Annotated in this window: 21 protein-coding genes; 8 read left to right on the forward strand and 13 right to left on the reverse strand. The window is 31.6% G+C overall.

Annotation, left to right across the window (positions count from 1 at the left end; all coding sequences use genetic code 11):
* Positions 1-151: 151 nt before the first annotated feature.
* Both B0A58_RS05110 and B0A58_RS05115 read right to left on the reverse strand, forming a co-directional pair.
* Positions 152-1,870: an AIPR family protein gene (locus B0A58_RS05110; protein ID WP_089080139.1), complete on the reverse strand. Its 1,719-nt coding sequence runs from the start codon at positions 1,868-1,870 to the stop codon at positions 152-154.
* 10 nt (positions 1,871-1,880) lie between these two features.
* Positions 1,881-5,459, reverse strand: a complete 3,579-nt coding sequence (locus B0A58_RS05115) for a leucine--tRNA ligase (protein ID WP_089080166.1) — start codon at positions 5,457-5,459, stop codon at positions 1,881-1,883.
* 491 nt (positions 5,460-5,950) lie between these two features.
* On the opposite strand from B0A58_RS05115, the gene B0A58_RS05125 reads away from it, so the two are divergent.
* The 5 genes from B0A58_RS05125 to B0A58_RS05145 all read left to right on the forward strand — a co-directional run bounded on the left by B0A58_RS05125 (position 5,951) and on the right by B0A58_RS05145 (position 9,508).
* Complete coding sequence (locus B0A58_RS05125) at positions 5,951-6,823, forward strand: cell division protein FtsX (protein ID WP_089080141.1); 873 nt, start codon at positions 5,951-5,953, stop codon at positions 6,821-6,823.
* Positions 6,824-6,892: 69 nt separating this feature from the next.
* Entirely contained in the window at positions 6,893-7,129 is a 237-nt protein-coding gene (locus B0A58_RS05130; RefSeq protein WP_089080142.1) for a DUF3098 domain-containing protein, read from the forward strand.
* A gap of 1 nt (position 7,130) precedes the next feature.
* Entirely contained in the window at positions 7,131-7,934 is an 804-nt protein-coding gene (locus tag B0A58_RS05135) for an undecaprenyl-diphosphate phosphatase (protein ID WP_089080143.1), read from the forward strand.
* Positions 7,934-8,611: a tRNA pseudouridine(55) synthase TruB gene (truB, locus tag B0A58_RS05140; protein WP_089080144.1), complete on the forward strand. Its 678-nt coding sequence runs from the start codon at positions 7,934-7,936 to the stop codon at positions 8,609-8,611. Before B0A58_RS05135 ends, truB begins: the two co-directional genes overlap by 1 nt.
* A gap of 156 nt (positions 8,612-8,767) precedes the next feature.
* Complete coding sequence (locus B0A58_RS05145) at positions 8,768-9,508, forward strand: hypothetical protein (RefSeq protein ID WP_089080145.1); 741 nt, start codon at positions 8,768-8,770, stop codon at positions 9,506-9,508.
* Between the two features lie 511 nt (positions 9,509-10,019).
* Here B0A58_RS05145 and B0A58_RS05150 read toward each other — a convergent pair.
* From B0A58_RS05150 to B0A58_RS05160, 3 genes are all read right to left on the reverse strand, one after another.
* Positions 10,020-11,606 (reverse strand): S41 family peptidase, encoded by a 1,587-nt coding sequence (locus tag B0A58_RS05150; protein WP_089080146.1) that lies wholly within the window; start codon positions 11,604-11,606, stop codon positions 10,020-10,022.
* Between the two features lie 101 nt (positions 11,607-11,707).
* Complete coding sequence (locus B0A58_RS05155) at positions 11,708-12,142, reverse strand: deoxycytidylate deaminase (RefSeq protein WP_014085166.1); 435 nt, start codon at positions 12,140-12,142, stop codon at positions 11,708-11,710.
* 58 nt (positions 12,143-12,200) lie between these two features.
* Positions 12,201-12,794, reverse strand: coding sequence for a HupE/UreJ family protein (locus B0A58_RS05160; protein ID WP_089080167.1), 594 nt, complete (start codon positions 12,792-12,794; stop codon positions 12,201-12,203).
* Between the two features lie 127 nt (positions 12,795-12,921).
* Here B0A58_RS05160 and B0A58_RS05165 point away from each other — a divergent pair, with 127 nt between their 5' ends.
* Positions 12,922-13,353, forward strand: a complete 432-nt coding sequence (locus tag B0A58_RS05165) for a TerB family tellurite resistance protein (protein WP_089080147.1) — start codon at positions 12,922-12,924, stop codon at positions 13,351-13,353.
* A 9-nt stretch (positions 13,354-13,362) separates the two neighbouring features.
* On the opposite strand, the gene B0A58_RS05170 is transcribed toward B0A58_RS05165, so the two are convergent.
* From B0A58_RS05170 to fbp, 5 genes are all read right to left on the reverse strand, one after another.
* Positions 13,363-14,898, reverse strand: a complete 1,536-nt coding sequence (locus tag B0A58_RS05170; RefSeq protein ID WP_089080148.1) for a hybrid sensor histidine kinase/response regulator — start codon at positions 14,896-14,898, stop codon at positions 13,363-13,365.
* Positions 14,895-15,386: a Rab family GTPase gene (locus B0A58_RS05175; RefSeq protein WP_089080149.1), complete on the reverse strand. Its 492-nt coding sequence runs from the start codon at positions 15,384-15,386 to the stop codon at positions 14,895-14,897. Before B0A58_RS05175 ends, B0A58_RS05170 begins: the two co-directional genes overlap by 4 nt.
* Positions 15,379-16,188 (reverse strand): hypothetical protein, encoded by an 810-nt coding sequence (locus B0A58_RS05180; protein WP_014085161.1) that lies wholly within the window; start codon positions 16,186-16,188, stop codon positions 15,379-15,381. The genes B0A58_RS05175 and B0A58_RS05180 overlap by 8 nt, the downstream gene beginning before the upstream one ends.
* A 9-nt stretch (positions 16,189-16,197) precedes the next feature.
* Positions 16,198-16,560: a hypothetical protein gene (locus tag B0A58_RS05185; RefSeq protein WP_014085160.1), complete on the reverse strand. Its 363-nt coding sequence runs from the start codon at positions 16,558-16,560 to the stop codon at positions 16,198-16,200.
* A 113-nt stretch (positions 16,561-16,673) separates the two neighbouring features.
* A complete protein-coding gene (gene fbp, locus B0A58_RS05190) occupies positions 16,674-17,675 on the reverse strand; it encodes a class 1 fructose-bisphosphatase (RefSeq protein WP_014085159.1) in 1,002 nt (333 codons plus the stop codon).
* Positions 17,676-17,825: 150 nt separating this feature from the next.
* Between fbp and B0A58_RS05195 the strand changes: the two genes are divergently transcribed.
* Positions 17,826-19,196, forward strand: coding sequence for a saccharopine dehydrogenase family protein (locus B0A58_RS05195; RefSeq protein WP_089080150.1), 1,371 nt, complete (start codon positions 17,826-17,828; stop codon positions 19,194-19,196).
* On the opposite strand, the gene B0A58_RS05200 is transcribed toward B0A58_RS05195, so the two are convergent.
* The 3 genes from B0A58_RS05200 to asnS all read right to left on the reverse strand — a co-directional run bounded on the left by B0A58_RS05200 (position 19,197) and on the right by asnS (position 22,975).
* Positions 19,197-19,949, reverse strand: coding sequence for a LytR/AlgR family response regulator transcription factor (locus tag B0A58_RS05200; RefSeq protein WP_089080151.1), 753 nt, complete (start codon positions 19,947-19,949; stop codon positions 19,197-19,199).
* A gap of 40 nt (positions 19,950-19,989) precedes the next feature.
* Entirely contained in the window at positions 19,990-21,456 is a 1,467-nt protein-coding gene (gene rpoN / locus B0A58_RS05205) for an RNA polymerase factor sigma-54 (protein ID WP_089080152.1), read from the reverse strand.
* 85 nt (positions 21,457-21,541) lie between these two features.
* On the reverse strand, positions 21,542-22,975 hold the full coding sequence (gene asnS / locus B0A58_RS05210) for an asparagine--tRNA ligase (RefSeq protein WP_089080153.1): 1,434 nt from the start codon (positions 22,973-22,975) through the stop codon (positions 21,542-21,544).
* Positions 22,976-23,590: 615 nt separating this feature from the next.
* On the opposite strand from asnS, the gene B0A58_RS16165 reads away from it, so the two are divergent.
* On the forward strand, positions 23,591-23,788 hold the full coding sequence (locus B0A58_RS16165) for a hypothetical protein (protein ID WP_106408027.1): 198 nt from the start codon (positions 23,591-23,593) through the stop codon (positions 23,786-23,788).
* Positions 23,789-23,828: the final 40 nt, after the last annotated feature.

Below are 23,828 nucleotides of genomic sequence, written 5' to 3' on the forward strand. Positions count from 1 at the left end.
TTGCGTAAGATGAGTTAATAATTTTTCCTGGCACAATAATCACCTTGTTTGGCGTTTTTCCGTCCAATTGACGTTGCGTTCTTTCATCAGCCATAACAATTTCCTCGATATGTTCTTTGGTTAAATATAATAACGACAGACTTTATTGAAATTAATCTTCTAAAAGATCAATCTTTTTATTATATTCTATTCTACATAGTTGTTTTTTAAAATAACTTGCAATAGAGAAAGCTTTGTTTTGTTTGTCATATTTTGCTTTTTCATCGCTTATCATTTCATGAATAAAATCATTTACTTTTGTATATTCCAAATCAAAATTTTGAGTTAATCCTTTGTCTTTTATTTCATTATAAATTCCATAAGCAATTAATTCATCAGAATATGGTAAATGAATATATTTTGAATAATTTGGGTTATTTATATTTTCTTTTCTTTTTTTTGAAATAAAGTCATAAATATAATAGGATTGTAGCAATTGTTTATAAATTAAGGAATCTTTACTTCCATTAAACAAATAATGTAATGGATGATTCGATAATTTACTTGCATCATAAATATCCTCTAATATACTAGAAATACTATTTTTTGCAATATCCGGCTTTCCATAAAAAGTGGCATACCAAAATTTCAAAACCGTTTCATTTGGAATTGATTTTTTTAGCCAAATATCACTGTTATTAAAATTTTCCCCTCTTTTAGTTAAATAATTTATTTCGTTATTTTTAAATAATTCTTTAGTAATAGGGTTAAAATCTTCATTAGAAATTTTATCTTTAAAATTTATAGGTGTTTGCGTATTTGTTGCATCTGTAATTAAATCTACTAGTTCTTTTTCTGTAGATTCATAAATTCTAATATTCACAAAAATGCGATTTAATTTTTCAGGATCTTTTTTAAAAAAATCATAAATCACTCTTGATGTTTGTAATTCGTTCACAATTAATGGGTTCCTAACTTGAACGACATATTCTCCAAGTTGCGTATTGGCTGGAATATTTAATTTTTCGCATAAAAGTGTCAAACCGTTATTCAAAAATGGAAAATAGTACTTAATTGAAGGATCATTCAACGTGGCCAACATTTTTTGGTTGGCTTTAGTTTTTGAACCTAGAAAACTTCTTATGTTTTCAGAATATAAAGTATCTAAAGTCCCATTTAAATTCACCTCTTTTTCTATTAATTTGCACAATTCTAAAGCTTCTATTCTGAAATTTAAAGCCTTGACATTATTGATAACATAAGAATACAAAGCTTGATTGTCGCCTTCTATAACATTTGATTTTACTGGATTAAATGTAAAATCAATTGTTTTTCTTCGACTACTTGAGTCGCTTATTCTAACAACTTTTTCATATAAATCATCAGAATCTATGATTTCAAAATTATTTTCTTTGTGATAATGTTTGGATAGTTGTTCATTAGAAGTTTGTTTATCTAAAGCATTTCCATTGTATAAAAAATACAATTGATGTTTTATTATAACCCCTTTTTTTGTCAAATCTTTATATTCTTCTATTTTTGAAGACAGATCTTTTGAGTTTGGTAAAACATTTCCTTTTAAAAATAATTCTTCAAAATTGTCTCTGAACTTGTCCAATTTTCCTTGTTCCAGTTTTTTTGAATTTTTGCATTGAAAAACATACATTGTACATTGCAATCCATTCTCTTCAAAATAAATACCGTCAATTCCTCCATCTTGACTAGAACTTTTATTGTTTTCAGGATTAATTATCAAAATTTCATTATATACTTCTTCAAACGATTTATCTAATATTACAGCTATTGAAAATACTTCAAAAGCATCATCATTAGAAATCATAAATTGTTTAGAAATTCTTTCTAAATAGCCTTGAATAAATAAATCTTTCATGTTTTTTCGTTTAGCCCACTAAATTAATAATTTTCCCTGGAACAATAATCACTTTGTTTGGCGTTTTTCCGTCCAATTGACGTTGGGTTCTTTCGTCTGCCATTACGATTTCCTCGATTTGTTGTTTGGTTAAATCCAAAGGCAATTTCAAGGTAAAACGCATTTTTCCGTTGAAAGAAACAGGATATTCTTTTTCTGATTCTACCAAATATTTTGCTTCAAATTTTGGAAAAGCAACTTTTGAAATCGAACCTTCATGCCCCAATACCGACCATAATTCTTCGGCAATATGCGGTGCATAAGGTGAAATCAATACGGCTAAAGGTTCCAAAATGGCACGATGGTTGCATTTTTGTTGCGAAAGTTCGTTTACACAAATCATAAACTGCGAAACAGAGGTGTTGAAAGAGAAATTCTCGATATCTTCAGTTACTTTTTTGATGGTTTTGTGCAATGTTTTATAAGCCTCCCCCAACCCCTCCGAAGGAGTGGAGTTGTCCACGTAAAACGAATCGTTTTCACCCGAATGATATAATTTCCACAATTTTTTCAAAAACCCATAAACTCCCGAAATTCCTGCGGTGTTCCATGGTTTGGCTTGTTCCAATGGACCCAAAAACATTTCATACAATCGCAAAGTATCAGCACCATATTCATTGCAAATATCATCGGGATTGACGACGTTTCTCCATCTTTTTGACATTTTTCCTATTTCTGATTTTGTTTGAAATTTGAAATTAATATCAACATTAATATCTGAATCTGAATTTATATGACTATAATTTATTATTTTTTCATTTTCAAAATTATAAAAGGAATATTCAATTGCATTTTCACATATTAGGTATCCCTCATTAGTAACAAATACTGAGTTTTGAAATTCTTTATTTTCAAAAATAAACTTTTTTAACCCTGTAATATTTAGATGAGATTTGTCACTCCCTAAATTATTAACCAAATCAGAAGGTATATTTATAGGTGCGAGGTCTTTTATTTCTAGGGACTTATAATCCGATGATCTAAAAATATTATAAACTTTATCTTCGGATAAAGGAATAATTTTGTTTTTCCCATAATGAGTAAAAGAAATTCCTTTAGTTTTTTCTAAATATATTGATTCTACAAACCCTTGAATCATCCCCTGATTAATCAATTTTTTAAACGGTTCTTCGGTTGGTGCAAAGCCTTTGTCTTTCAAAAATTTGTTCCAAAAACGGGAGTACAACAAATGTCCTGTGGCATGTTCGCTTCCGCCAATGTATAAATCCACGTTTTCCCAATATTTCAAGGCATCTTCGCTAGCAAATTCGCTTTCATTATGGGCATCCATATAACGCATCCAATACCAAGACGAACCCGCCCAACCTGGCATGGTATTCAATTCCAAAGGAAATATCTTTTGATTATCTATCAACTCACAACTAACAACCATCAACTTTTCTATGTCCCACGCCCAATTTGTAGCATTTCCCAATGGCGGTTGCCCATCTTCGGTTGGGAGGTATTTTTCTACTTCGGGCAAAACGATGGGCAAGTGTTTTTTGTCTATCATTTGCGGTAAGCCATTTACATAATACACCGGGAAAGGCTCTCCCCAATATCTTTGTCGAGAAAAAACGGCATCTCGCAAACGATAATTGACTTTGGCTTTTCCTGAGCCGATAGCTTCTAATGCTTCTATAACTTTTTTAGTCGCTTCTTTATAGCCAAGTCCATCTAAAAAATCGGAATTTTTTAAAACAAAACCTTCTTTTTTTCCAAAAGCTTCCCCTTTGATGCAATCGTCTGAAGCATCAATTTCTCCATTTGGGCTTATTGGGCTGATAATATTTTTAATTGCTGGCATTCCATTCTGACCTTTAAAGAAATTGGCAAACGCATAATCTCTTTCATCGCCACAAGGTACTGCCATTACGGCTCCCGTTCCGTAGCCTGCCAACACATAATCGCCAATCCAAACAGGTATTGGTTCTTGGGTGAATGGATGTTCGGCATAAGCTCCTGTAAACACACCCGAAATGGTTTTCACATCGGCCATTCTTTCGCGTTCTGAACGTTTAGCGGTTTTTTCGATATAATCTTCAACTGCTTGTTTTTGCTCTGGAGTCGTAATTTGTGCCACCAACTCATGCTCCGGAGCTAAGGTCATGAAAGTAACTCCGAAAATGGTGTCGGGGCGGGTGGTGAAGACTTCAATTGACCTCACCCCCAACCCCTCTCCAGAGGAGAGGGGAGCTGAACCGGAATCAGACGCTCTATTGTTTAACGCTGTTTTTATGGTATTTAAAACAGTGTTTAAATCGTTTTCAACCTCTTGATTGGTGAATCGAATTACTTTATAAAAATATTTTTGCTCTAAAAGTAACGTTCTTTCTTCATCTTTTTCTTTTTGCTCCAAATCATTATGATATCCTCCATCTACTTCAATGATTAGTTTTTTGTCCAAACAAACAAAATCAACAATAAAATTGCCAATATAATGTTGCCTTCTTATTTTATGTCCTAGTTTTGAATTTCTAACTTCTTGCCACAAAATACCTTCTGCATTAGTAAACTGCTTTCTGTTATTTCGAGCATTAGCAACTAGTTCTTTAGCATACAATGGATTAGCAGATAAATAATGTTTTTGTGGGGTTTCGCCCCCCTCTCCTCTGGAGAGGGGTTGGGGGTGAGGTATATAATCTCCCTCTCGATCTGGGGGGAGGACTTTAAATTTCACCATCGCACCCACTGATTTTCCAATCCAGTTGCGTTGTGATTCTTTGATCGATTCGCTCCAGTCGATGGTGTCTAGTCCTTGCAGTAATCGCTCGGCGTAAGCTGAAATCCGCATGCTCCATTGGGTCATTTTTTTGCGAATTACAGGATGCCCGCCACGTTCGGAAACGCCATTTACTATTTCGTCGTTTGCCAAAACCGTGCCTAAAGCAGGACACCAATTCACTTCGGTTTCTGCCAAATAAGTCAAGCGGTATTGCAACAAGATTTTTTGTTGCTCTTCCGTTGAAAATGCTTGCCATTCTTCGGCAGAAAAAGAGGCAATGTTGTCATCACAAACCGCATTCACTGTCGCATTTCCTTCTTTTTCAAATAGAGAAATTAAAGTAGAAATGTCTTCGGCTTTATCGGTGTTTTTGTTGTACCAAGATTCAAATAATTGGATAAAAATCCATTGGGTATGTTTGTAATAGTCTGGATTTGAAGTTCGTACTTCTCTGCTCCAATCAAACGAAAAACCAATTTTGTCTAGTTGTTCTCTGTATCGAGCAATGTTTTCTTTGGTCGTTTTTTCAGGGTGTTGCCCGGTTTGAATGGCATATTGTTCTGCAGGAAGTCCAAACGAATCATAGCCTTGCGGGTGCAACACATTAAAACCTTGGTGGCGTTTGTATCGTGCCACAATATCTGAGGCAATATACCCCAGCGGATGCCCCACATGCAAACCTGCTCCCGATGGATAAGGAAACATATCTAGAACGTAATATTTTGGTTGTTGGTTGTTCAATGATGGTTGTTGCGCAGCAAAAGTTTGATGTTCTGCCCAATATTTTTGCCATTTGGCTTCAATTTCGTTTGGATTGTATTTCATAGTATTGTTTTGTGTTACTCTTGGGTAACGTTTTTTTTTGATGTTATGATAAAATTTTGCTGACAAGTCAAAACTCAATTTTATAGCATGAGTTCGAAGCCATCATGGCATCTTTTGTCATCGGGTTTGTTTCTGTTGCACATCATATAAATTGGTGTTTTAATATTTGTATAAAAAAATAGTCATTCTAAATATTGGAGTTATACAAATAAATCATAAGAATCAATTTATAATTTTGATATTAAAAAATGGAAGCAATTGTCTAAATAGGGATGATCGTTTTCATTTTTTTCATTTTTTAAAATTCAGGTATTCATGGCATTCAAATTGTTTTTTATTTAAAACCGCACTCAAAATCGGTAACAAAATTAAAAAAAATATGTCTTTATATCGATTTCAAAGCACAAATTTACATTTAAAGCACGAAAAAAGAAAGTTTGAGCGTTTTAAATCAAATTCTTTATTAATTTTACACAAAATTTTAATTCATTATGAGTACATCTTTTGACAACTTTCAAAAGCGAAGGGTAATTTCGTCATACTTTTCTGTTGTTTTGAGCATTTTTTTGGTTTTGTTTTTAACAGGAATGTTGGCTTTATTTTTGATCAATTCCAGAAAAATTGCCAACGATTTTAAAGAAGACATTGCCATGACAGTGTTTTTAAAAAAAGAGGCCAACGATAGCATCATCAAATCCTTTGGGCATTTGCTTAACAAAACGGCTTTTGTCAAAAAATATGTTTATGTTTCAAAAGAAGCTGCGGCCAAGCAACATGTAGCGGTTATTGGCGAGGATTTTATGCAGTTTTTGGGTGATAATCCATTGCAAAACTCCTACGATATCAACTTGAAAGCCAGTTATGTAAATAAAAAAAACATATTGAGTATTGAAACTTATCTGCGAAAAAATCCAATGGTTGCCGATATTGTTTATGATAAACAATTGGTTAATTTGGTTAATGATAATATTCAAAAAGTTAGTTTTTGGATGTTGGTAATAAGCGGAGTATTTGCGTTTATTGCCGTTTTGTTAATCAATAGTTCGTTGCGATTGGCAATTCATTCTAAACGATTTATTATAAAAACCATGCAAATGGTTGGTGCAACAAAAGGGTTTATTCGCAAACCGTTTATAATAAAAAGCATGACTTTAGGCCTTATAGGTGCTTTGTTAGCGGTTGTGGCTTTGTTTTTTACATTAACTTATTTAGAAAGCAGCTTGTCTTTAGGATTGTTAGACAATAAAATGATGATAGCCAATGTGTTTCTAGGGGTTATACTTATGGGGGTTTTAATTACGGGTGTTAGTACTTATTTTGCTACTCAACGTTTTTTGAATTTACGAACGGATGATTTATATTAAATCTAAAAAAATCTAAAAAAATCTAAAAAAAATCTAAAAGAACCAAAAAATTAAAAAATTAAAAAAAAAATGAAAGATAAGGAAAATAAAAAAGAGTTTTTGTTTGAAAGTCAAAATTACAAAATATTAGGTGTTGGACTTGCGGTAATTGCTTTAGGGTTTTTATTGATGAGCGGCGGAGGTAGCCAAGATCCCAAAATTTTTAACGAATCGGTTTTTAATTTTCAAAGAATCAGATTGGCACCTACACTAGTGTTAGTAGGATTTGGGATTACCGTTTATTCAATATTAAAAAAAACCAAATAATATGAACCTACTTCAAGCCCTCATTTTGGCCATTATTGAAGGATTAACGGAATTTTTGCCTATTTCTTCAACAGGACACATGGTTATAGCCTCTTCGTTTATGGGAATTGCAGAGGATGATTTTACTAAATTATTTGAAATTGTAATTCAACTGGCCGCAATTTTATCTGTAGTAGTGATTTATTGGCGTAAATTTTTTGATTTCACAAGAATACAATTTTATATCAAACTCGTCATTGCAGTGATTCCAGCCTTATTAATAGGTGGATTGTTAAAAAAACACATAGAGTCCATGCTCGAAACGCCTGTATTTATAGCAACAATTTTATTATTAGGAGGTTTTATATTGCTTTTTGTAGATAATTGGTTTCAAAATCCGAGTATCAACGACGAAAAAGAAATTAGCAACAAAAAAGCTTTTGCCATTGGGTGCTACCAAACATTAGCCGTAATTTTTCCAGGATTGAGCCGAAGTGCTGCTACCATTATTGGAGGTATGCAACAGGGGCTAACCAGAAAATCAGCCGCCGAATTTTCGTTTTTTTTAGCAGTACCCACCATGTTGGCAGCTACTATCAAAAGTATTTATGATGTATATAAAGACAGTCCCGAAGTATTGAATACAGATAATTTGGGCATACTAGCTATTGGCAATATTGTGGCTTTTTTGGTGGCTTATGCTTCTATTAAATTTTTTATTGGCTTTTTAACCCGAAATGGGTTTAAAATGTTTGGTTATTATAGAATTGTATTGGGAGTTCTGTTGTTAATTATCCATTATTTTCACCCATTAACAGTTAGCTAATGCAAGCCGAAGATATTTTAAACGGTCAAATAATTCTGATTGATAAACCACTGAAATGGAGCTCTTTTCAGGCGGTAAACAAGCTCAAATACCATTTGATGAACACTTACCGGTTGCCCAAAAAATATAAAATTGGTCATGCAGGAACTTTAGATCCATTAGCCACAGGCTTGTTGATTGTTTGCACAGGAAAGTTTACAAAAAAAATTTCTGAAATACAAGCACAACCTAAAGAATATACGGGTACTATAACCCTTGGTGCCACCACACCATCGTATGATTTGGAAACGGAAATCGATGCTGTATTTGACACAAACCATATTACAGAAAAATTAATATTTGATACAGTAACTTTTTTTTTAGGCGAAATCGATCAGAAACCACCTGTTTTTTCAGCCATCAAAAAAGAGGGAAAACGGTTGTATGAACACGCTAGGGCAGGAGAAACGGTTGAAATTGCTTCCAGAAAAACAACTATTTATGAATTTGAAATTACAAAAATAGCACTTCCCCATGTCGATTTTAGAATCAAATGCAGCAAAGGCACCTATATTCGCTCTATTGCTTTTGATTTTGGAAAAGCTTTACAATCTGGAGCACATTTAAGTAAATTGAGAAGAACCAAAATTGGTGATTTTGAGGTAGCAAACGCATCGACTATTGAAGATTTGAAATAAATTTTAGGGCACTCCCAACCTTTTGAAACAATAGTTTATCTTTATTAAAGATATACTATAGAATCAAAACAGTATAAAATGGCCTTTTGTAACTTGTTTGATACAAACAAACACCAATTAATACTATATGACCTTTAACAAATAAATTTTACTTATATGAAAAATTCATTTCAAATCAGGATGGTGAACCCTTGCGAAGCAGATTTAAGCAACATGCAAAGTACTTCAAATGGTATTTTTTGTGAATTATGTTCCAAAAATGTAGTCGATTTGAGTCAGAAAACAGATAGCGAGATAACTCAATTTCTTACAGAAAATAAAGGAAAATCTATTTGTGCCAAACTCAAAAATTCGCAACTCGACCGCAAAATTAGCCCAATACAAATCCCCAAACAGCAACCTCTAAAATATGCCGCCGTTTTAGCAACCTCTGTATTGATTTCCAATCAAAGTCTAGCACAAGAACATGTGCCAAACCACACCCAAACCGAAGTACACAAGCCTATTGTTGTTGGAAAAATGGTACCTAGAGTGATACAAAAGCCCATACAATTTACCATAAAAGGACATTTGCTCAATTCCAAAACAAAAAAACCGTTAGACTCTAAAAAATTTCCAACGTTAAAAATATATGTTAGCGGTGCAGCACATGAAGTAGCAGTTAATCCTAAAACAGGTGGTTTTTCTACACAGGTTATTTTAGACAATCCGCAAGCAACATTGTATTTTAGCATCATTTCAAACCATCAAAATAGTTTCAAACAAGTGGCATTTGATTCCAAAAAAATAAAAAACAACTACTATTTTACAACAATATATGTAGATCCATTTAAAGATTTTGAAAACATGATGATGCAAGGCGGTGTAGAAGCAGTGCCAATACCTGAAAAACAATAGATTAAAATTGGTAAACCTAAACGCCAAGATACAGAGGTTGAATTCGATTTTGTATAGCAAAATATGATAAAGCAAAGCTAATTGTAAAACTATTTCAAAGATGCTTATGTCTTTAGACTTGTTTTTTTCAAGAACGCTTGGACTTATTTGGGTTTTATAATCAATATGTCTATAAAATAGACCAATGTATAGGTGCTTTTATACTAAAATGAGTCAAAAATAAAACAGTTGCGTAGTCCAGCAAGGTTACTTTTTTGTCTAAAAAACCACTTGTTTTGCTATTTCGCTCTCGCTTGGGGTTGCAGCTTTGTATTACATTATATAAGCTTTATATTTTTATATATGTAATTTTAATAATAAAATTTTACATATCGATGAATAGCAAAAATTTATCAAATTACGTATATTTACTTACCTATTTTAATATTAATGTAGTTTTATATTATAATAAATTTTCAGCACAAAATTTGGATTAAATATATAAAAAACAGAAGGATGAATACAAGTTGATTTATTTTGAAAATTTATTTGGAATTACTATTTTTTGAATCATCAAATCATTTGTAAGCAATATTTTAAATCCGTCGGTATCGTTGAATAATTGCCGAGCAAATTCTGCATACAAATATTTTGCCACCCAGTTTTTACGTTTTAGTACATTGAAAGAAGTACCACTTTGGGTTATAAAATGCTGAAATCTAATGATATAGGTGTCATTTTTTTTGATTTTTTCTAAAAAATCATTAAATTTTAAGCCCTGAAATTCGTGTCTATTTTTATCCAATTCTTCAAAAACAAATTGTCCAATTATTCCAGATTGCATCAAATATTCCAAACTTTCGTCGCCTTTTTCGCCATCTAGCGGCACAAAAATATCGGGTACAATACCGCCACCGCCATATACGATTTTACCTTTTGGTGTTTTAAATTTCAAGGTATCATTTACATGTATATTGTCTTTTTCATACAATTCGCCGCTTTCAAATCGTTTTTCAAAATCTTTATAATATTCTTTTTTACCTTTATTGTAAGGTTTTTGAATAGAGCGACCTGTAGGGGTATAATATCTTTCAATGGTGAGCCGAACGGCCGATCCATCGTCAAAACCCATCTCTCGTTGTACCAATCCCTTGCCAAATGACCTACGACCAATTATGGTGCCTCTGTCGTTATCCTGAATGGCTCCTGCTAAAATTTCGCTTGCCGAAGCACTATTTTCGTTGATCAATACAAATAAATTGCCAGTTTCAAATATGCCCTTGCTTGTAGCAAATGTTTTTTGAATGTCGTTGTTTTTATTTTTTGTAAATACAATCAATTGTTGGTCTTTCAATAATTCATCCGCAATTTGAGTTGCCATTTCCATGTAGCCTCCTCCATTGTTTCTAAGGTCGATTACTAAAGTTTGTATGCCACGTTGCTTTAAATCTTCTAACTCGTGTTTAAATTCCTTGTAGGTTTTTTCGGCAAAACGATTGATTTTGATATAGCCCGTTTTAGAGGTCAATAGCAATCCTTTTTCAACACTTTGGATAGCAATTGTGTTTCTTTTTACATTAAAAACCAGATTTTTTTTAGCATTTTTTCTATAAACTATCAATTTTACATCCGTATCAGCCTGACCTTTAAATAATTGATAAATTTTTTCGCTATTGATTTTTTTTCCAAACATTTTTTGGTTGTTTGCATACAATATTCGGTCTCCAGATTGTATGCCTGCCTTTGCTGCCGGACCGTTTTCTATGGGTTTTATAACGGCTATAGTGTCTTTTAATAAATAAAAATTAATTCCAATACCCACAAAATCACCTTTCATGTTTTGAGCTTCAATCGAATGTTCTTTTGCAGGAATATATACAGAATGTGGGTCTAATTTGGCTAATATATTATCTACGGTTTCGTCTATTATAGAATCGGTGTTTACATCATCTACATATTCGCTATTGATAAAATGGATTAACTTGTTTAATTTGTTTTTATGATGATTTTTTGAAAAATATTGATATTGTATTGGAAAATTGAAAAAACTACCTATAAAAATACCCACTACAATCAGTAGTACGGCTATAATGGGATTGTATTTTGGGCTAATTTTCATTTTTAGAAAAAAATATTTTCGATTTTTATATTATAATAACAAATTTAATAAAAAAGTAGTATCTATCAATGTTTTGACGACTTTAAATTAAATAATCAAATTTAGATTTCGGATAAATTGTCCATTTGTTCTACTAAAACACCCGCTTTTTCAAGAAAATCTATACCCGAAGTGTCTCTATAACCCGTTTGAAAAACGACTCTTTTTATTCCAGATTGATGGATAAGTTTACTGCATTCTTTGCACGGCGAAAGGGTGATGTATAAAGTTGCTCCTTGGCAGGATTGTGTAGAACCAGCTACTTTCAAAATAGCATTGGCCTCTGCATGTAGCACATACCAGTTGGTTAAACCAGTTTCGTCCTCGCAACAATTTTCAAACCCAGACGGAGTACCATTGTAGCCATCTGAAATAATCATACGGTCTTTTACAATTATAGCACCCACTTTTTTTCGTTTGCAATAGGACAATTTACTCCATTCATTAGCTATTCGCAAATAGGCTTTATCATATTTTATTTGTTTTTTATTGTTCATAATGCTATTTTTTTTGATGCTATATTGTTAAAAACAAAATAATCACTTATAATTGATGTTAATTTTTCCAAAATTCATTTTGCAAAATTAATGGCAACGTAATTCCAACTATACCCGCCGATAGGGTTAAAATCCAATCTCGTTTTGACAATTTTGTTAGTGTTTGCACGCAATAACCAACTAACAATACCATAAAAACGACCAACATTTGCGAAGCCTCTATACCAAGTGCAAAACTCGATAAGGGGGCTATTTTGGACACGGTAGTACCCCCTAATATACTTTTGAAATAATTAGAAAAACCGAGTCCGTGCACAATGCCAAAAAACAACGTAACCATTGTTAGATAGTGGTTGCTACTGTTTTTGGTAGATTTGCCCAAATTGACAATATTTGAAAAAGCGGTAAGCCAAATGGTTATTGGAATTAATAATTCAATCCAACTAGCCGTAACATTCAAAATGCCTAAAACAGACAATACTAAAGCCAGTGTGTGTCCTATTGTGAAAACTGAAACCAACCAAACTATTTTTTTCCAAGCCTCAAATGTATAAGGTACTGTAAGTGCCATTAAAAACAAGACATGGTCATAAGCATTTATATTGAGAACATGCTGTAAACCAATTTGAAAATATACGTAAAATTCTGTCATATTTTGATACATCTAAATAGGTTTTCAAAAATACAATATATTTTGTATTATTTTCAAAAATCTTTGCTCATTTCTTTTTATTTAAAAACGAAATAGGATTATCTTTGCCTAATAAACAACAAATATTATGTCATTTTCAGAATTATTCGATAGCGAATTCAAACAAAGAAATAAAGGTCATTTTGCAGCCATTGTTCGCGTGGCACTTGCAGACGGAGTAGTTTCTGCAGAAGAACAATCTTTTTTAGACAGATTGGCAACAAAATTAGAAATTTCAGAAGCAGAGTATGCAGAAATCCTTGAAAACCCTTTAAAATTCCCAATCAATCCACCTTATTTACATGCCCAACGTTTAGAACGTTTGTACGATTTGGCTCGAATGGTTCATAAAGACCATCAATTGAACGACAATCAAGATGTTTTATTAAGAAAATTTGGGTTAGCTTTAGGTTTTACACCTGGCAATGTAAATTATATTATTGACAAAGCCCTGTCTTTGGTAGTTCAAAATGTAGATGCCGAAACATTTATGTACGAAATGGAGCACATGAATAAATAATAAAAAGCCCTATTTTAGGGCTTTTATTTTTAATGCTTTATACAAACTTTCAAACAATTCGTCTTTGGTATGAGGTCTTGTTAAATAGTTTTTAATGCCAATCGCCTTACAAATTAATTTTTCAGTATCGTTTGGATTTGCAGACAGCGCAATGATAGGTGTTTTCGATTTTTTGATATCTTCATGATTTTTTATCATTTTTGACGCTTCAATGCCGTCTAAAAAAGGCATATCTACATCCATCAAAATACAATCATAGTCGTTTTTTTCAAACAAATCAACTGCTTGCAATCCATTTTCGGCTATATCAAAATAAAACCCGCCATGATTAACTAATATTTTCATAATCAATAACTGATTTATTTCGCTATTATCGGCAATCAAAATATTGTATTTACGTTTAAAATCAGCGTTGGTATATTCTTTTATTTCTTTAGGTTTTACTCTGGAATATACTTGAACATCTATTTTCAATTGGATATTTGCCTCAATAATAGTACCTTTTTTTCTAATGGATTGGATTTTGATACTGCCATTCATCAATTGTACAATTTTATATACAATAGATAGTCCTATTCCTAAACCATCAATGTTTTTTGAATGTAATTTAGTAAAACTTTCAAATATTTTATTTCTATTTCTAATAGGAATACCAATGCCTGTATCCAAAACCTGTACATTTAAACTTAAATTATCAGAACTTCTAAAATTCTCTTTTACCATCAATTTCACACTTCCTTCGTCTGTAAATTTTATAGCATTGTCAAGTAAGTTTGTAAATATTTGAAATAACTTTACCCTGTCGGCAATTATATTTTTGGGGATTTTTTCTTCAATATCAAAAGTCAAATCAATATTTTTTGCAGCAGCCTTCAAGAGGTATATTTTTTCTAATTGATTAAACATATCTTTTAGGTCTAGCGGCTTGTTTTTTAGTATAAATTCGCCCGACTCTATTTTAGAAATGTCTAATAAATCATCGACTAATCCTTTCAAATGAAGACTAGTTTTATTGATCGTTTGGATAATGTCGCGCTGACTTGTACTGATATTGACTTTTTCAAATAATTCTAAAAAGCCTAAAATAGCAGCAACAGGTGTTCGTAAATCATGGCTAATATTGGCTATAAATTTGTCTTTAAATTTTTTTTCGGCTAAAAGTTGGTCGTTTTTTATTTTTTCATAATGAAAACTTAAAACAGACTCGTTTTTTTCTTGAGCAATACTTTGAAATGATTCATAATGCTCTGTAAAATCTACAATAATTATGAATGGATTGGCATTGTTTTGACTATTATTTAAAATGATATCATAGCTCCCTTTTGTTTGATCGATTTCTAAATGGATGCAATTAAAAATAATATTGTCGTAATTTTCTTTGATAGACTGAATTATTATTTCAAAAAAAGGATGCAATTCTGCAATACATGTTGTTTTGGAAGCTTTGAATAAAATATCATCAGACTCTAAAATATGGCCGCTTTTATCTAAAAGAATTACTTGTGTAATTTTTGACAAGTATTGATTTTTTATTTCGTCTATCATTTTGCTGTAATTTTAGAGGCAATTTCTTGAAATATTTTTTCAACGTTTTCACCCGATTTGGCACTCGTAAAATAATCGATTATTAAATTTTTGGTTTTTAATAAAGCTTCAAATTCGTCTATGGCAATCAAATCTGATTTGTTGCAAACTGTAATTATTGGTGTTTTTGGAAAACTTTTGTTTAAATATTTAATTTCGTCTTGCAATTCTGAAAAGGTCTGACCTCGTGTGGGGTCTATTACATGAATGAATCCAGAGGTACCAATTAAGTACGAACTTCTAATTTTTTCGACACTGTCTTTGCCTTCAATATCCCAAATTACAAGCGTTATTTCTTCGTTGTTTAATGCCACTGTTTTTTTAAGGATATGTACACCAATGGTTACATGATAATCATCTGAAAATTCATTTTGAACAAATCGTCTTATAAGTGAGGATTTACCTACACCAAAATGACCGGTAAGTACTATTTTTTTGGTTTTACTCATGATCAAAAAAGGTTACTAATTGTTGGTTGATATAGGTTTTGTTATCGGTATTGTTTTTTATATGCAAATTTGCAAATGTCATCAGCTTATCTTCCAAGGTGCTTTTAAAATTATTATTAAAACTACCCGAAACCACTACTGCAATATAATAGTTTGAAAAATTTTGAATTTGAATGGTATATAATTCATATTCAATGGTTTCCAAATTTTGGTTTCCAGCCTGAAAGGCATCTTCTACAAAACTTTTAATAGCTGTAAGCATGCCAGCAATCATGTCTTGGTCTATCGTTTCTGTTTTTGAATGACTTGCTAATATAATTCCAGATCCTTTTTCAATTATAAACAATTGTTGAATTTTTGGATGATTTTGTTCGCTTAATACAATTTCTTGTTCACTTATGCCTGTAAAAAATGATTTTATCTTTCTTTTTAATGCTTTTACAGAAAAATTCCTTTGCACCTGATTGTTAATATTATCCGACAAAATTTTAATTTCTTGTTGAATGTATTTCTTAATCATTTTACCAATTATGGGAAACAATGCTTCAACTACTTGGTCTTGTGAATTTTTGATTTGTTCGGACAATGCTTCTGTAATGGAAGGCCCAAGCTTTTCGGGTATATCTACTGTATAAGTGGCTAATTTTTTGTCAATTATAGGATCTACTCTTTTTGACAAAAGGGCCTCCTCGCTTATTTCAGACTCTAGGTAACTTAATTTTTCAAAAATTTGGTTTGCAAAGTCCCTGTCCTCTTGTAGTAGGAGGATTTTAAGCTTTTCTAATTTTTCTGCATCATTCATAACGAACGATTAGTCTTTCATTATTTTTTCACCTAAATTGACTAACAATTGACCAAGAGTAGCTCTATCTACTTTTTTATGGTTTAAATTGGCAACTTGATCAGACAAATTTTGTTCTAAATCGGTTATTCGAATATTCAAATCAGTCGATAGGTTGTCTATTGTTTGTAGAAGTTCTTTTCGGGTGGCTTCTATATAATCTTCTAATGCTTCTTTGCGTTGTTCTATCAATTGTTTGATACTTGAAAAATCTTCATCTATTTGTTGAATATTTTCACCAAATATCAAATTTTTTATGGCCTCTAATCTTTGAGCAGACTCCAAAGAATGGTCTGGTTGTGCCAATTTTTCTTTTTCGGTATTCTTAGTCATGTTACTGTTTGTCGTTTGGTTTTTTTTTACAAACAAATTTAGACTATTTTATTAATATTTCAAACTTTTTTTTTCAATTTAAAAAAATGGATTTATTTATAAACTTAAATTGACTAAATAGACATAAATTCTTCGGCTTTTTTTACCATATTATAACTTCCACAAAAAAATGGGGCTCTTTGATGTAAGCTATCTGGTTGAATTTCCATGATTCTTTGATAGCCATTAGATGCTTTTCCGCCAGCTTGCTCCACGATAAAAGCCATAGGATTACATTCATACAACAATCGTAATTTACCATTGGGCGATTTTGAGCTTGTTGGGTAGATATATATCCCCCCTTTGATCATATTTCGATGAATGTCTGAAACCAAACTTCCGATGTATCTTGAGGTGTAGGGTCTATCACCTTCTTCTGTTTGACAGTATTTAATATAATCTTTAACTCCTTTTGGAAAATGAACGTAATTCCCTTCGTTTATGGAGTAAATTTTACCATCTTCAGAAAATTTCATATTGGGATGCGATAGATAAAATGTTCCAATGGCAGGATTTAGTGTAAATCCGTTTACGCCATGTCCTGTGGTATAAACGAGCATCGTAGAGGTCCCATAAATGACATATCCTGCAGCCACTTGATAAACCCCTTTTTGTAAAAAATCTTCTAATGTTACGGGTGTTCCAACGGGTGTTATGCGTCTATAAACTGAAAAAATGGTACCCACAGATACATTTACATCTATATTACTCGATCCGTCTAATGGATCCATTAATACAACATATTTATTATTATGCCCATTATCTGCTCCTGAAACCGTTATAAAATCATCATTTTCTTCAGAGGCAATGCCGCACACAATTTCTCTATTGATGAGTGTTTGAATGAAAACTTCGTTAGCATATACATCTAGTTTTTGTTGGTCTTCTCCTTGTATATTTTGTTCGCCAACTGCCCCAACAATATCTACTAAACCAGCTTTATTCACTTTGTAATTAACTACTTTGGCAGCTAATCGAATGGAGTTGATAATTCGAGATAGTTCCCCTGTAGAATATTGAAAATCTTTTTGATTTTCAATAATATATTCTCCTAATGTTTTGTTGCGTTCTTCCATTACGAAATCGTTATAGTTAGTTTGGCAAATATCGTTTTTTTAATTATATTTTTCAATACAATGGGGTTATTATTTTTTAATTTATTTTTTTTAAAATTTATTTGCAAAAATTATAACAATTTTATATATTTGTGTTATATTTAAAACATTATGAGACATCTTCTTATCATTGGTGCCGGAAAATCAGCTTCAACTTTAATACAGTATTTACTTAATAAATCAGAATCAGAACATTTGCATCTTGTAATAGCCGATTTATCTTTAGAGTTGGCTCAAAAAAAAACAAATAACCATCCAAATGCAACCCCCATTGCTTTAGATATTCGAAACGAATCTCAAAGAAGACAACATATTGCGGCTGCTACACTTGTAATATCAATGTTACCAGCTCATTTACACATCGAAATTGCCAAAGATTGTATTTTGTTTAAAAAAAATTTAGTAACGGCATCTTATATTAGTGCCGAGATGCAAATGCTCGACGACCAAGTCAAAGCATACGGATTGATTTTTATGAACGAAATAGGTTTAGATCCTGGTATAGACCACATAAGTGCCATGAAAGTGATTGATCAAATACGTGAAAAAGGGGGCAAAATGATTTTGTTTGAATCCTTTTGTGGTGGATTAGTAGCACCAGATTCTGACAACAATTTATGGAATTACAAGTTTACATGGGCACCACGAAATGTTGTTTTGGCCGGTCAAGGAGGTGCCGCCAAATTTATACAAGAAGGAAAAGACAAATACATTCCTTATCATAAATTGTTTAGACGAACAGAATTTTTGGAAGTCGAAGGATATGGCAGATTTGAAGGGTATGCCAACAGAGATTCGCTAAAATACCGAAGTGCTTATGGGTTAGACGGGATTCTTACATTATATAGAGGTACGATTCGAAGAGTTGGTTTTTCTAAAGCATGGAATATGTTTGTACAACTAGGAATGACAGACGATTCATATCAAGTAGAAAACTCTTATGGCATGAGTTACCGTGAATTTGTCAATTTATTCCTTCCCTATCATCCTTCAGATTCTGTCGAAATCAAAACACGCTTGGTGCTTGGCATTGAGCAAGACGACATTATGTGGGACAAATTATTAGAATTGGATTTGTTTAACCCCAATAAATTCATAAATCTACATCATGCTACACCGGCTCAAATATTAGAGAAAATACTATCGGATAGTTGGACATTGAAAGAAGAAGACAAAGATATGATTGTAATGTATCATAAATTTGGATATGAAATTGATGGTCAACAAAAACAAATTGACTCCAAAATGGTTTGCATTGGCGATGATCAAACTTATACCGCTATGGCGAAAACTGTTGGCTTGCCAGTTGCAATGGCTGCTTTATTAATTTTAAATGGTAAAATCAAAACAGTAGGAGTGCAAATGCCTTTACAAAAAGAAATTTATGAACCCCTATTGACAGAACTTGAAAATTTTGGAATCCAATTTAACGAAACCGAGATGCCCTATATTGGATATAATCCAGATCGTTTGATGGTATAGTTATTCCTTTATTCTGATAAATTTATTAAATTCATCAATCCTGCGTTTGGCAATTGGAATAGTAATATTATTAATCATTTCGCAACAATATCTTTCTTTTTTATTGACATATTTTACCTTGTTTATATTGACAATAAATGTATTATGTGTGCGAAAAAAAATATTTTTATCTAAATTTTTTTCGTATTCACCTATATTTTTACTTGATAATATTTTTTGTCCATCCTCAAAATAAAACCGAGTATATTTGCCTTCGGCCTCACAAAAAATGATTTTATCAAGCTTAAAAAATTCTATTTTATCTAAAGTAGATATTGCAATAAATTCAATAGGTCTTGAATAATTAATCGAATTTGAATATAGGTTGGCATCATTGATAAATGCTCTTGTAATGCTTTTTTCTACTTTATTAATTGATCTTATCAATTGTTCAATTAATAAAGGTTTAAGTATAAAATCTGCGGCATCATGGAGGTAAAAATCATAAGCGTGTTTTTTTTCATAAGAAAAAACTATCAAATGTATATCATTAAAATCAATGGCTTTTTTAATATCTTCAATGGCATTTTCCTCATTAATCAATCCAAAAAATAAAATATTGGGTTTGCGTTCAATAATTTCTTTTTTAGCCTCCAAAATAGTCAAAGTTTCAGCAACTAATTCAATTTTTGGAAAAAAATTGGATAATAAAATTTTTAAATGATCATTGCTTTTAAAATCATCATCAACTAATATTGCTTTTAAACTGTTCATACCATAAGGGTTATTTTCAAAAAATTGCTTTATTGTTTAATTACATTTTTTTTCGCATTCTGGCCACGGGTATTTCTAAAACATCTCTATATTTAGCTATTGTTCTTCGAGCAATTGGGTAGCCTTTCTCTTTTAATATATCTACTAATTGATCATCGGTTAGTGGTTTGTGTTTGTCTTCGTCTGCAATAATATTTTTGAGTATTCTTTTAATTTCAATTGTCGATACATCTTCACCCTGATCATTTTTCATAGCTTCAGAAAAAAACTCTTTCAATAATTTTGTCCCATAAGGAGTATCAACATACTTACTATTTGCAACTCTCGAAATCGTAGAAATGTCTAAACCTATCATATCGGCTATATCTTTCAAAATCATAGGCTTTAGTTTTGCTTCATCGCCCTCTAAAAAATAGTCATGCTGAAAGTGCATAATGGCATTCATAGTAACAAACAAAGTTTCTTGTCTTTGTTTTATAGCATCGATAAACCATTTTGCTGAGTCTAATTTTTGTTTGATAAATTGAACCGCATCTTTTTGTGCAACAGATTTGTCTTGACTGCTTTTATAGGTTTGAAGCATGTCCTGATAATCCTTTGAAACATGAAGACTAGGAGCATTGCGACTATTTAGCGATAGTTCTAATGCTTCATCTTGAATACGAATAATAAAATCCGGAACAACTTGTTCTGTTATTTTTGTATTGCCTGTAAAGGAACTTCCAGGTTTTGGATTTAATTTTTCTATTTCATAGATGGCTTTTTTCAATTGCTCATTAGAAATTTCAAATTTAGCTATCAATTTTTCATAATGTTTTTTTGTAAAAACATCAAAATGATTTTCTATAATTTCAATAGCTATCGATACATATTCAGTAGGCGTTTTGTGTTTTAGTTGTAGCAACAAACATTCTTGCAAATCTCTTGCCCCAACACCAGTCGGCTCTAATTGATGAATGATTTGCATAATTTTAGATACCGTTTTTTCCTCGGTATAAATCGCTTGTGTAAAAGCCATGTCATCTACTATATCTGCAATACTCCTACGAATGTAACCCATATCGTCTATACTTCCAACTAAAAATTCTGCAATTTGACGTTCGTCATCACTCAATATAAAGGTATTCAACTGATTAATCAAATCTTGATGAAAACTAATGGTAGAAGCTAATGGATTTGATTTTTCTTCTTCGTCTTCGCTATAGTTATTGCTTTGAGTCTTGTAATCAGGTATTTCATCATTAGACAAATATTCATCTATATTAATGTCATCCGTATCAATATTTTCATTGTCCTCATAATCAAAATCATCATTTTCATTATCAAATTCATCTTTTTCAAAAAGCTCTTCAGCATCTAAACCCATTTCCAAAGCAGGATTCTCGTTCATTTCTTCAAGCAATCGTTGTTCAAATGCTTGTGTTGGCAATTGAACCAATTTCATCAACTGAATTTGTTGCGGAGATAATTTTTGGGATAATTTGAATTGTAAACTCTGTTTTAGCATCTCTTGATTTGAAAAAAAATGGTTTTAACGCAAAATGTATATTATAATATTTACTTTAAAACCATTATTATTAACATGTTATTGATTAAAATTCTGCATTTTGTGGTGTTCTTGGAAACGGAATAACATCTCTAATATTTGTCATACCTGTAACAAATAACACTAGTCGTTCAAAACCAAGCCCAAAACCAGAATGTACTGCGGTTCCAAATCGGCGGGTATCTAAGTACCACCATAATTCTTCTTCATCAATACCTAAGGCTTTCATCTTTTCGACCAAAACATCAAAACGTTCTTCTCTTTGAGAGCCACCAACAATTTCACCAATGCCAGGAAACAATATATCCATAGCTCTAACGGTTTTACCATCTTCGTTCAAACGCATATAAAAAGCTTTGATATTTGCTGGATAATCAAATAATATTACCGGACATTTAAAGTGTTTTTCTACCAAATACCTTTCATGCTCACTTTGTAAATCGGCTCCCCATTCGTCTATAATGTAATGAAATTTTTTATTTTTATTTGGTTTACAGTTTTTCAAAATAGCGATAGCCTCTGTATAAGAAACCCTTTTGAACTGATTGTTGCTCACAAAGTGCAATTTATCTATCAAATTCATGTCGCTTCTTTCCGATTGAGGTTTTGATTTTTCTTCATCCATCAATCGTGATTCTAAGAATTTTAAGTCATCCAAACAATGCTCTAAAGCATAGTTTACAACATATTTAATAAAATCTTCAGCCAAATCCATGTTGTCGTCCAAGTCATTAAAAGCTACCTCGGGTTCAATCATCCAAAATTCGGCCAAATGTCTGGAAGTGTTAGAATTTTCAGCTCTAAATGTAGGGCCAAATGTATAAATTTGTCCTAAGGCCATGGCATACGTTTCGCCTTCCAATTGTCCAGAAACAGTCAAATTGGTTTCTCTACCAAAAAAATCTTCCTTATAATTAACTTTTCCAAATTCATTTCTAGGAGTATTATCAAAAGGTAGGGCAGAAACTCTAAACATTTCACCTGCTCCTTCAGCATCAGAACCTGTTATGATAGGAGTAGTTACATAAACAAAACCTTTTTGTTGAAAGTACTGATGAACAGCAAAAGACAATACCGATCTCACACGCATGATGGCACCAAAAACATTCGTTCGAACACGAAGATGGGCATTTTCTCTTAAAAATTCTAATGAATGCTTTTTAGGTTGCATCGGGAATTTTTCAGGATCAGAATCACCCAAAATCGACAATTGGGCAACTTGTATTTCATATTTTTGACCAGCACCCTGGCTTTCAACCAAAGCACCCGTTACCGAAATTGCAGCTCCAGTTGTAATTCTTTTTAAAACTGCATCAGATGTGTTTTCAAAATCAACAACACACTGTATATTATGTATAGTAGAACCATCATTTAAAGCAATAAATTGATTGTTTCTAAAAGTTCTAACCCATCCGTTTACCAAAACTTCCTTTAAGGTGCTAGTACTATTCAATAATTCCTTTACTTTTGTACGTTTCATTATTTATTAATTTATTTGATTATTGCTTATATTATTTTGCAAATATAATTCATTTGTTTCAAAATTAAAAATGGATAGTTTGAATTATTATTTCAAATCATAGAATTTCAAATCATTAATTTGAGAATGTAAAAATGGGGTGTAATAAAATAAATTGAGTATAGTATTTTTTAAAATAATAAAATGAAATTTGAAAATTAAAATGTAGAATCTAAAAGAAAACAAGAAATTGATCAAATTATTTATTATGTTAAAAAGGTGTATTTAGACAAAAAAAGCATCGATAAAAAGATTAAAACAAACGATTAAATGAATTTTAAGTGTAAAATTTATAATATGTTTTATTATTTCTTAAAAAAATCAAGTTACCAATAAAACGATAATGCCAAAATTAAAAACATTTATTCTTGTTTTTGATACGCTTGTTAATTTATATATTATATATTCAATATAAAAACATACCTTTGCCCTGTTATATAAGCAATTAATCATAAGTTTGCACCAACAGATTAATTGTAAAATAAACAAGAGTTAAGGAAATTAAATTTTAATGTAAATAATTCAAAAATATTAAACCCAATAAACCAAATGAAAGTTTTAAAGAAAATCAGTTTTATGAAATTTGCATCTACACTAATCATGTTTTTAAACATGTTAGAATTAAAAGCACAAGTAGATCCAGGTGGAACAGATGCACCACCACCACCACCAGGAGCACCTATAGACAGTAACATAATGTTCTTGCTAACAATAGGTTTAGTAATTGCGGGTGTTTACTATTACAATTTAAACAAAAACAAAAGTAAATTATAAAACAATAATTTTTAAAAAAAAAAAGAATTAAATCCTACTT

Source organism: Flavobacterium branchiophilum NBRC 15030 = ATCC 35035 (assembly GCF_002217205.1).
In the GTDB taxonomy this organism is placed as follows: Bacteria; Bacteroidota; Bacteroidia; order Flavobacteriales; family Flavobacteriaceae; genus Flavobacterium; species Flavobacterium branchiophilum.

Bases quoted from the DNA above. Each gene is read 5' to 3' on its own strand.
- B0A58_RS05160 (WP_089080167.1), bottom strand. From the start codon at position 12,794: ATGACAGAATTTTACGTATATTTTCAAATTGGTTTACAGCATGTTCTC.
- rpoN (WP_089080152.1), bottom strand. From the start codon at position 21,456: ATGCTAAAACAGAGTTTACAATTCAAATTATCCCAAAAATTATCTCCG.
- B0A58_RS05200 (WP_089080151.1), bottom strand. From the start codon at position 19,949: ATGAACAGTTTAAAAGCAATATTAGTTGATGATGATTTTAAAAGCAAT.
- B0A58_RS05125 (WP_089080141.1), top strand. From the start codon at position 5,951: ATGAGTACATCTTTTGACAACTTTCAAAAGCGAAGGGTAATTTCGTCA.
- B0A58_RS05180 (WP_014085161.1), bottom strand. From the start codon at position 16,188: ATGAATGATGCAGAAAAATTAGAAAAGCTTAAAATCCTCCTACTACAA.
- B0A58_RS05150 (WP_089080146.1), bottom strand. From the start codon at position 11,606: ATGAAAATTAGCCCAAAATACAATCCCATTATAGCCGTACTACTGATT.
- B0A58_RS05195 (WP_089080150.1), top strand. From the start codon at position 17,826: ATGAGACATCTTCTTATCATTGGTGCCGGAAAATCAGCTTCAACTTTA.
- B0A58_RS05115 (WP_089080166.1), bottom strand. From the start codon at position 5,459: ATGAAATACAATCCAAACGAAATTGAAGCCAAATGGCAAAAATATTGG.
- B0A58_RS05110 (WP_089080139.1), bottom strand. From the start codon at position 1,870: ATGAAAGATTTATTTATTCAAGGCTATTTAGAAAGAATTTCTAAACAA.
- B0A58_RS05135 (WP_089080143.1), top strand. From the start codon at position 7,131: ATGAACCTACTTCAAGCCCTCATTTTGGCCATTATTGAAGGATTAACG.
- B0A58_RS05155 (WP_014085166.1), bottom strand. From the start codon at position 12,142: ATGAACAATAAAAAACAAATAAAATATGATAAAGCCTATTTGCGAATA.
- B0A58_RS05130 (WP_089080142.1), top strand. From the start codon at position 6,893: ATGAAAGATAAGGAAAATAAAAAAGAGTTTTTGTTTGAAAGTCAAAAT.
- B0A58_RS16165 (WP_106408027.1), top strand. From the start codon at position 23,591: ATGAAATTTGCATCTACACTAATCATGTTTTTAAACATGTTAGAATTA.
- B0A58_RS05185 (WP_014085160.1), bottom strand. From the start codon at position 16,560: ATGACTAAGAATACCGAAAAAGAAAAATTGGCACAACCAGACCATTCT.
- truB (WP_089080144.1), top strand. From the start codon at position 7,934: ATGCAAGCCGAAGATATTTTAAACGGTCAAATAATTCTGATTGATAAA.
- B0A58_RS05145 (WP_089080145.1), top strand. From the start codon at position 8,768: ATGAAAAATTCATTTCAAATCAGGATGGTGAACCCTTGCGAAGCAGAT.
- B0A58_RS05175 (WP_089080149.1), bottom strand. From the start codon at position 15,386: ATGAGTAAAACCAAAAAAATAGTACTTACCGGTCATTTTGGTGTAGGT.
- B0A58_RS05165 (WP_089080147.1), top strand. From the start codon at position 12,922: ATGTCATTTTCAGAATTATTCGATAGCGAATTCAAACAAAGAAATAAA.
- B0A58_RS05170 (WP_089080148.1), bottom strand. From the start codon at position 14,898: ATGATAGACGAAATAAAAAATCAATACTTGTCAAAAATTACACAAGTA.
- asnS (WP_089080153.1), bottom strand. From the start codon at position 22,975: ATGAAACGTACAAAAGTAAAGGAATTATTGAATAGTACTAGCACCTTA.
- fbp (WP_014085159.1), bottom strand. From the start codon at position 17,675: ATGGAAGAACGCAACAAAACATTAGGAGAATATATTATTGAAAATCAA.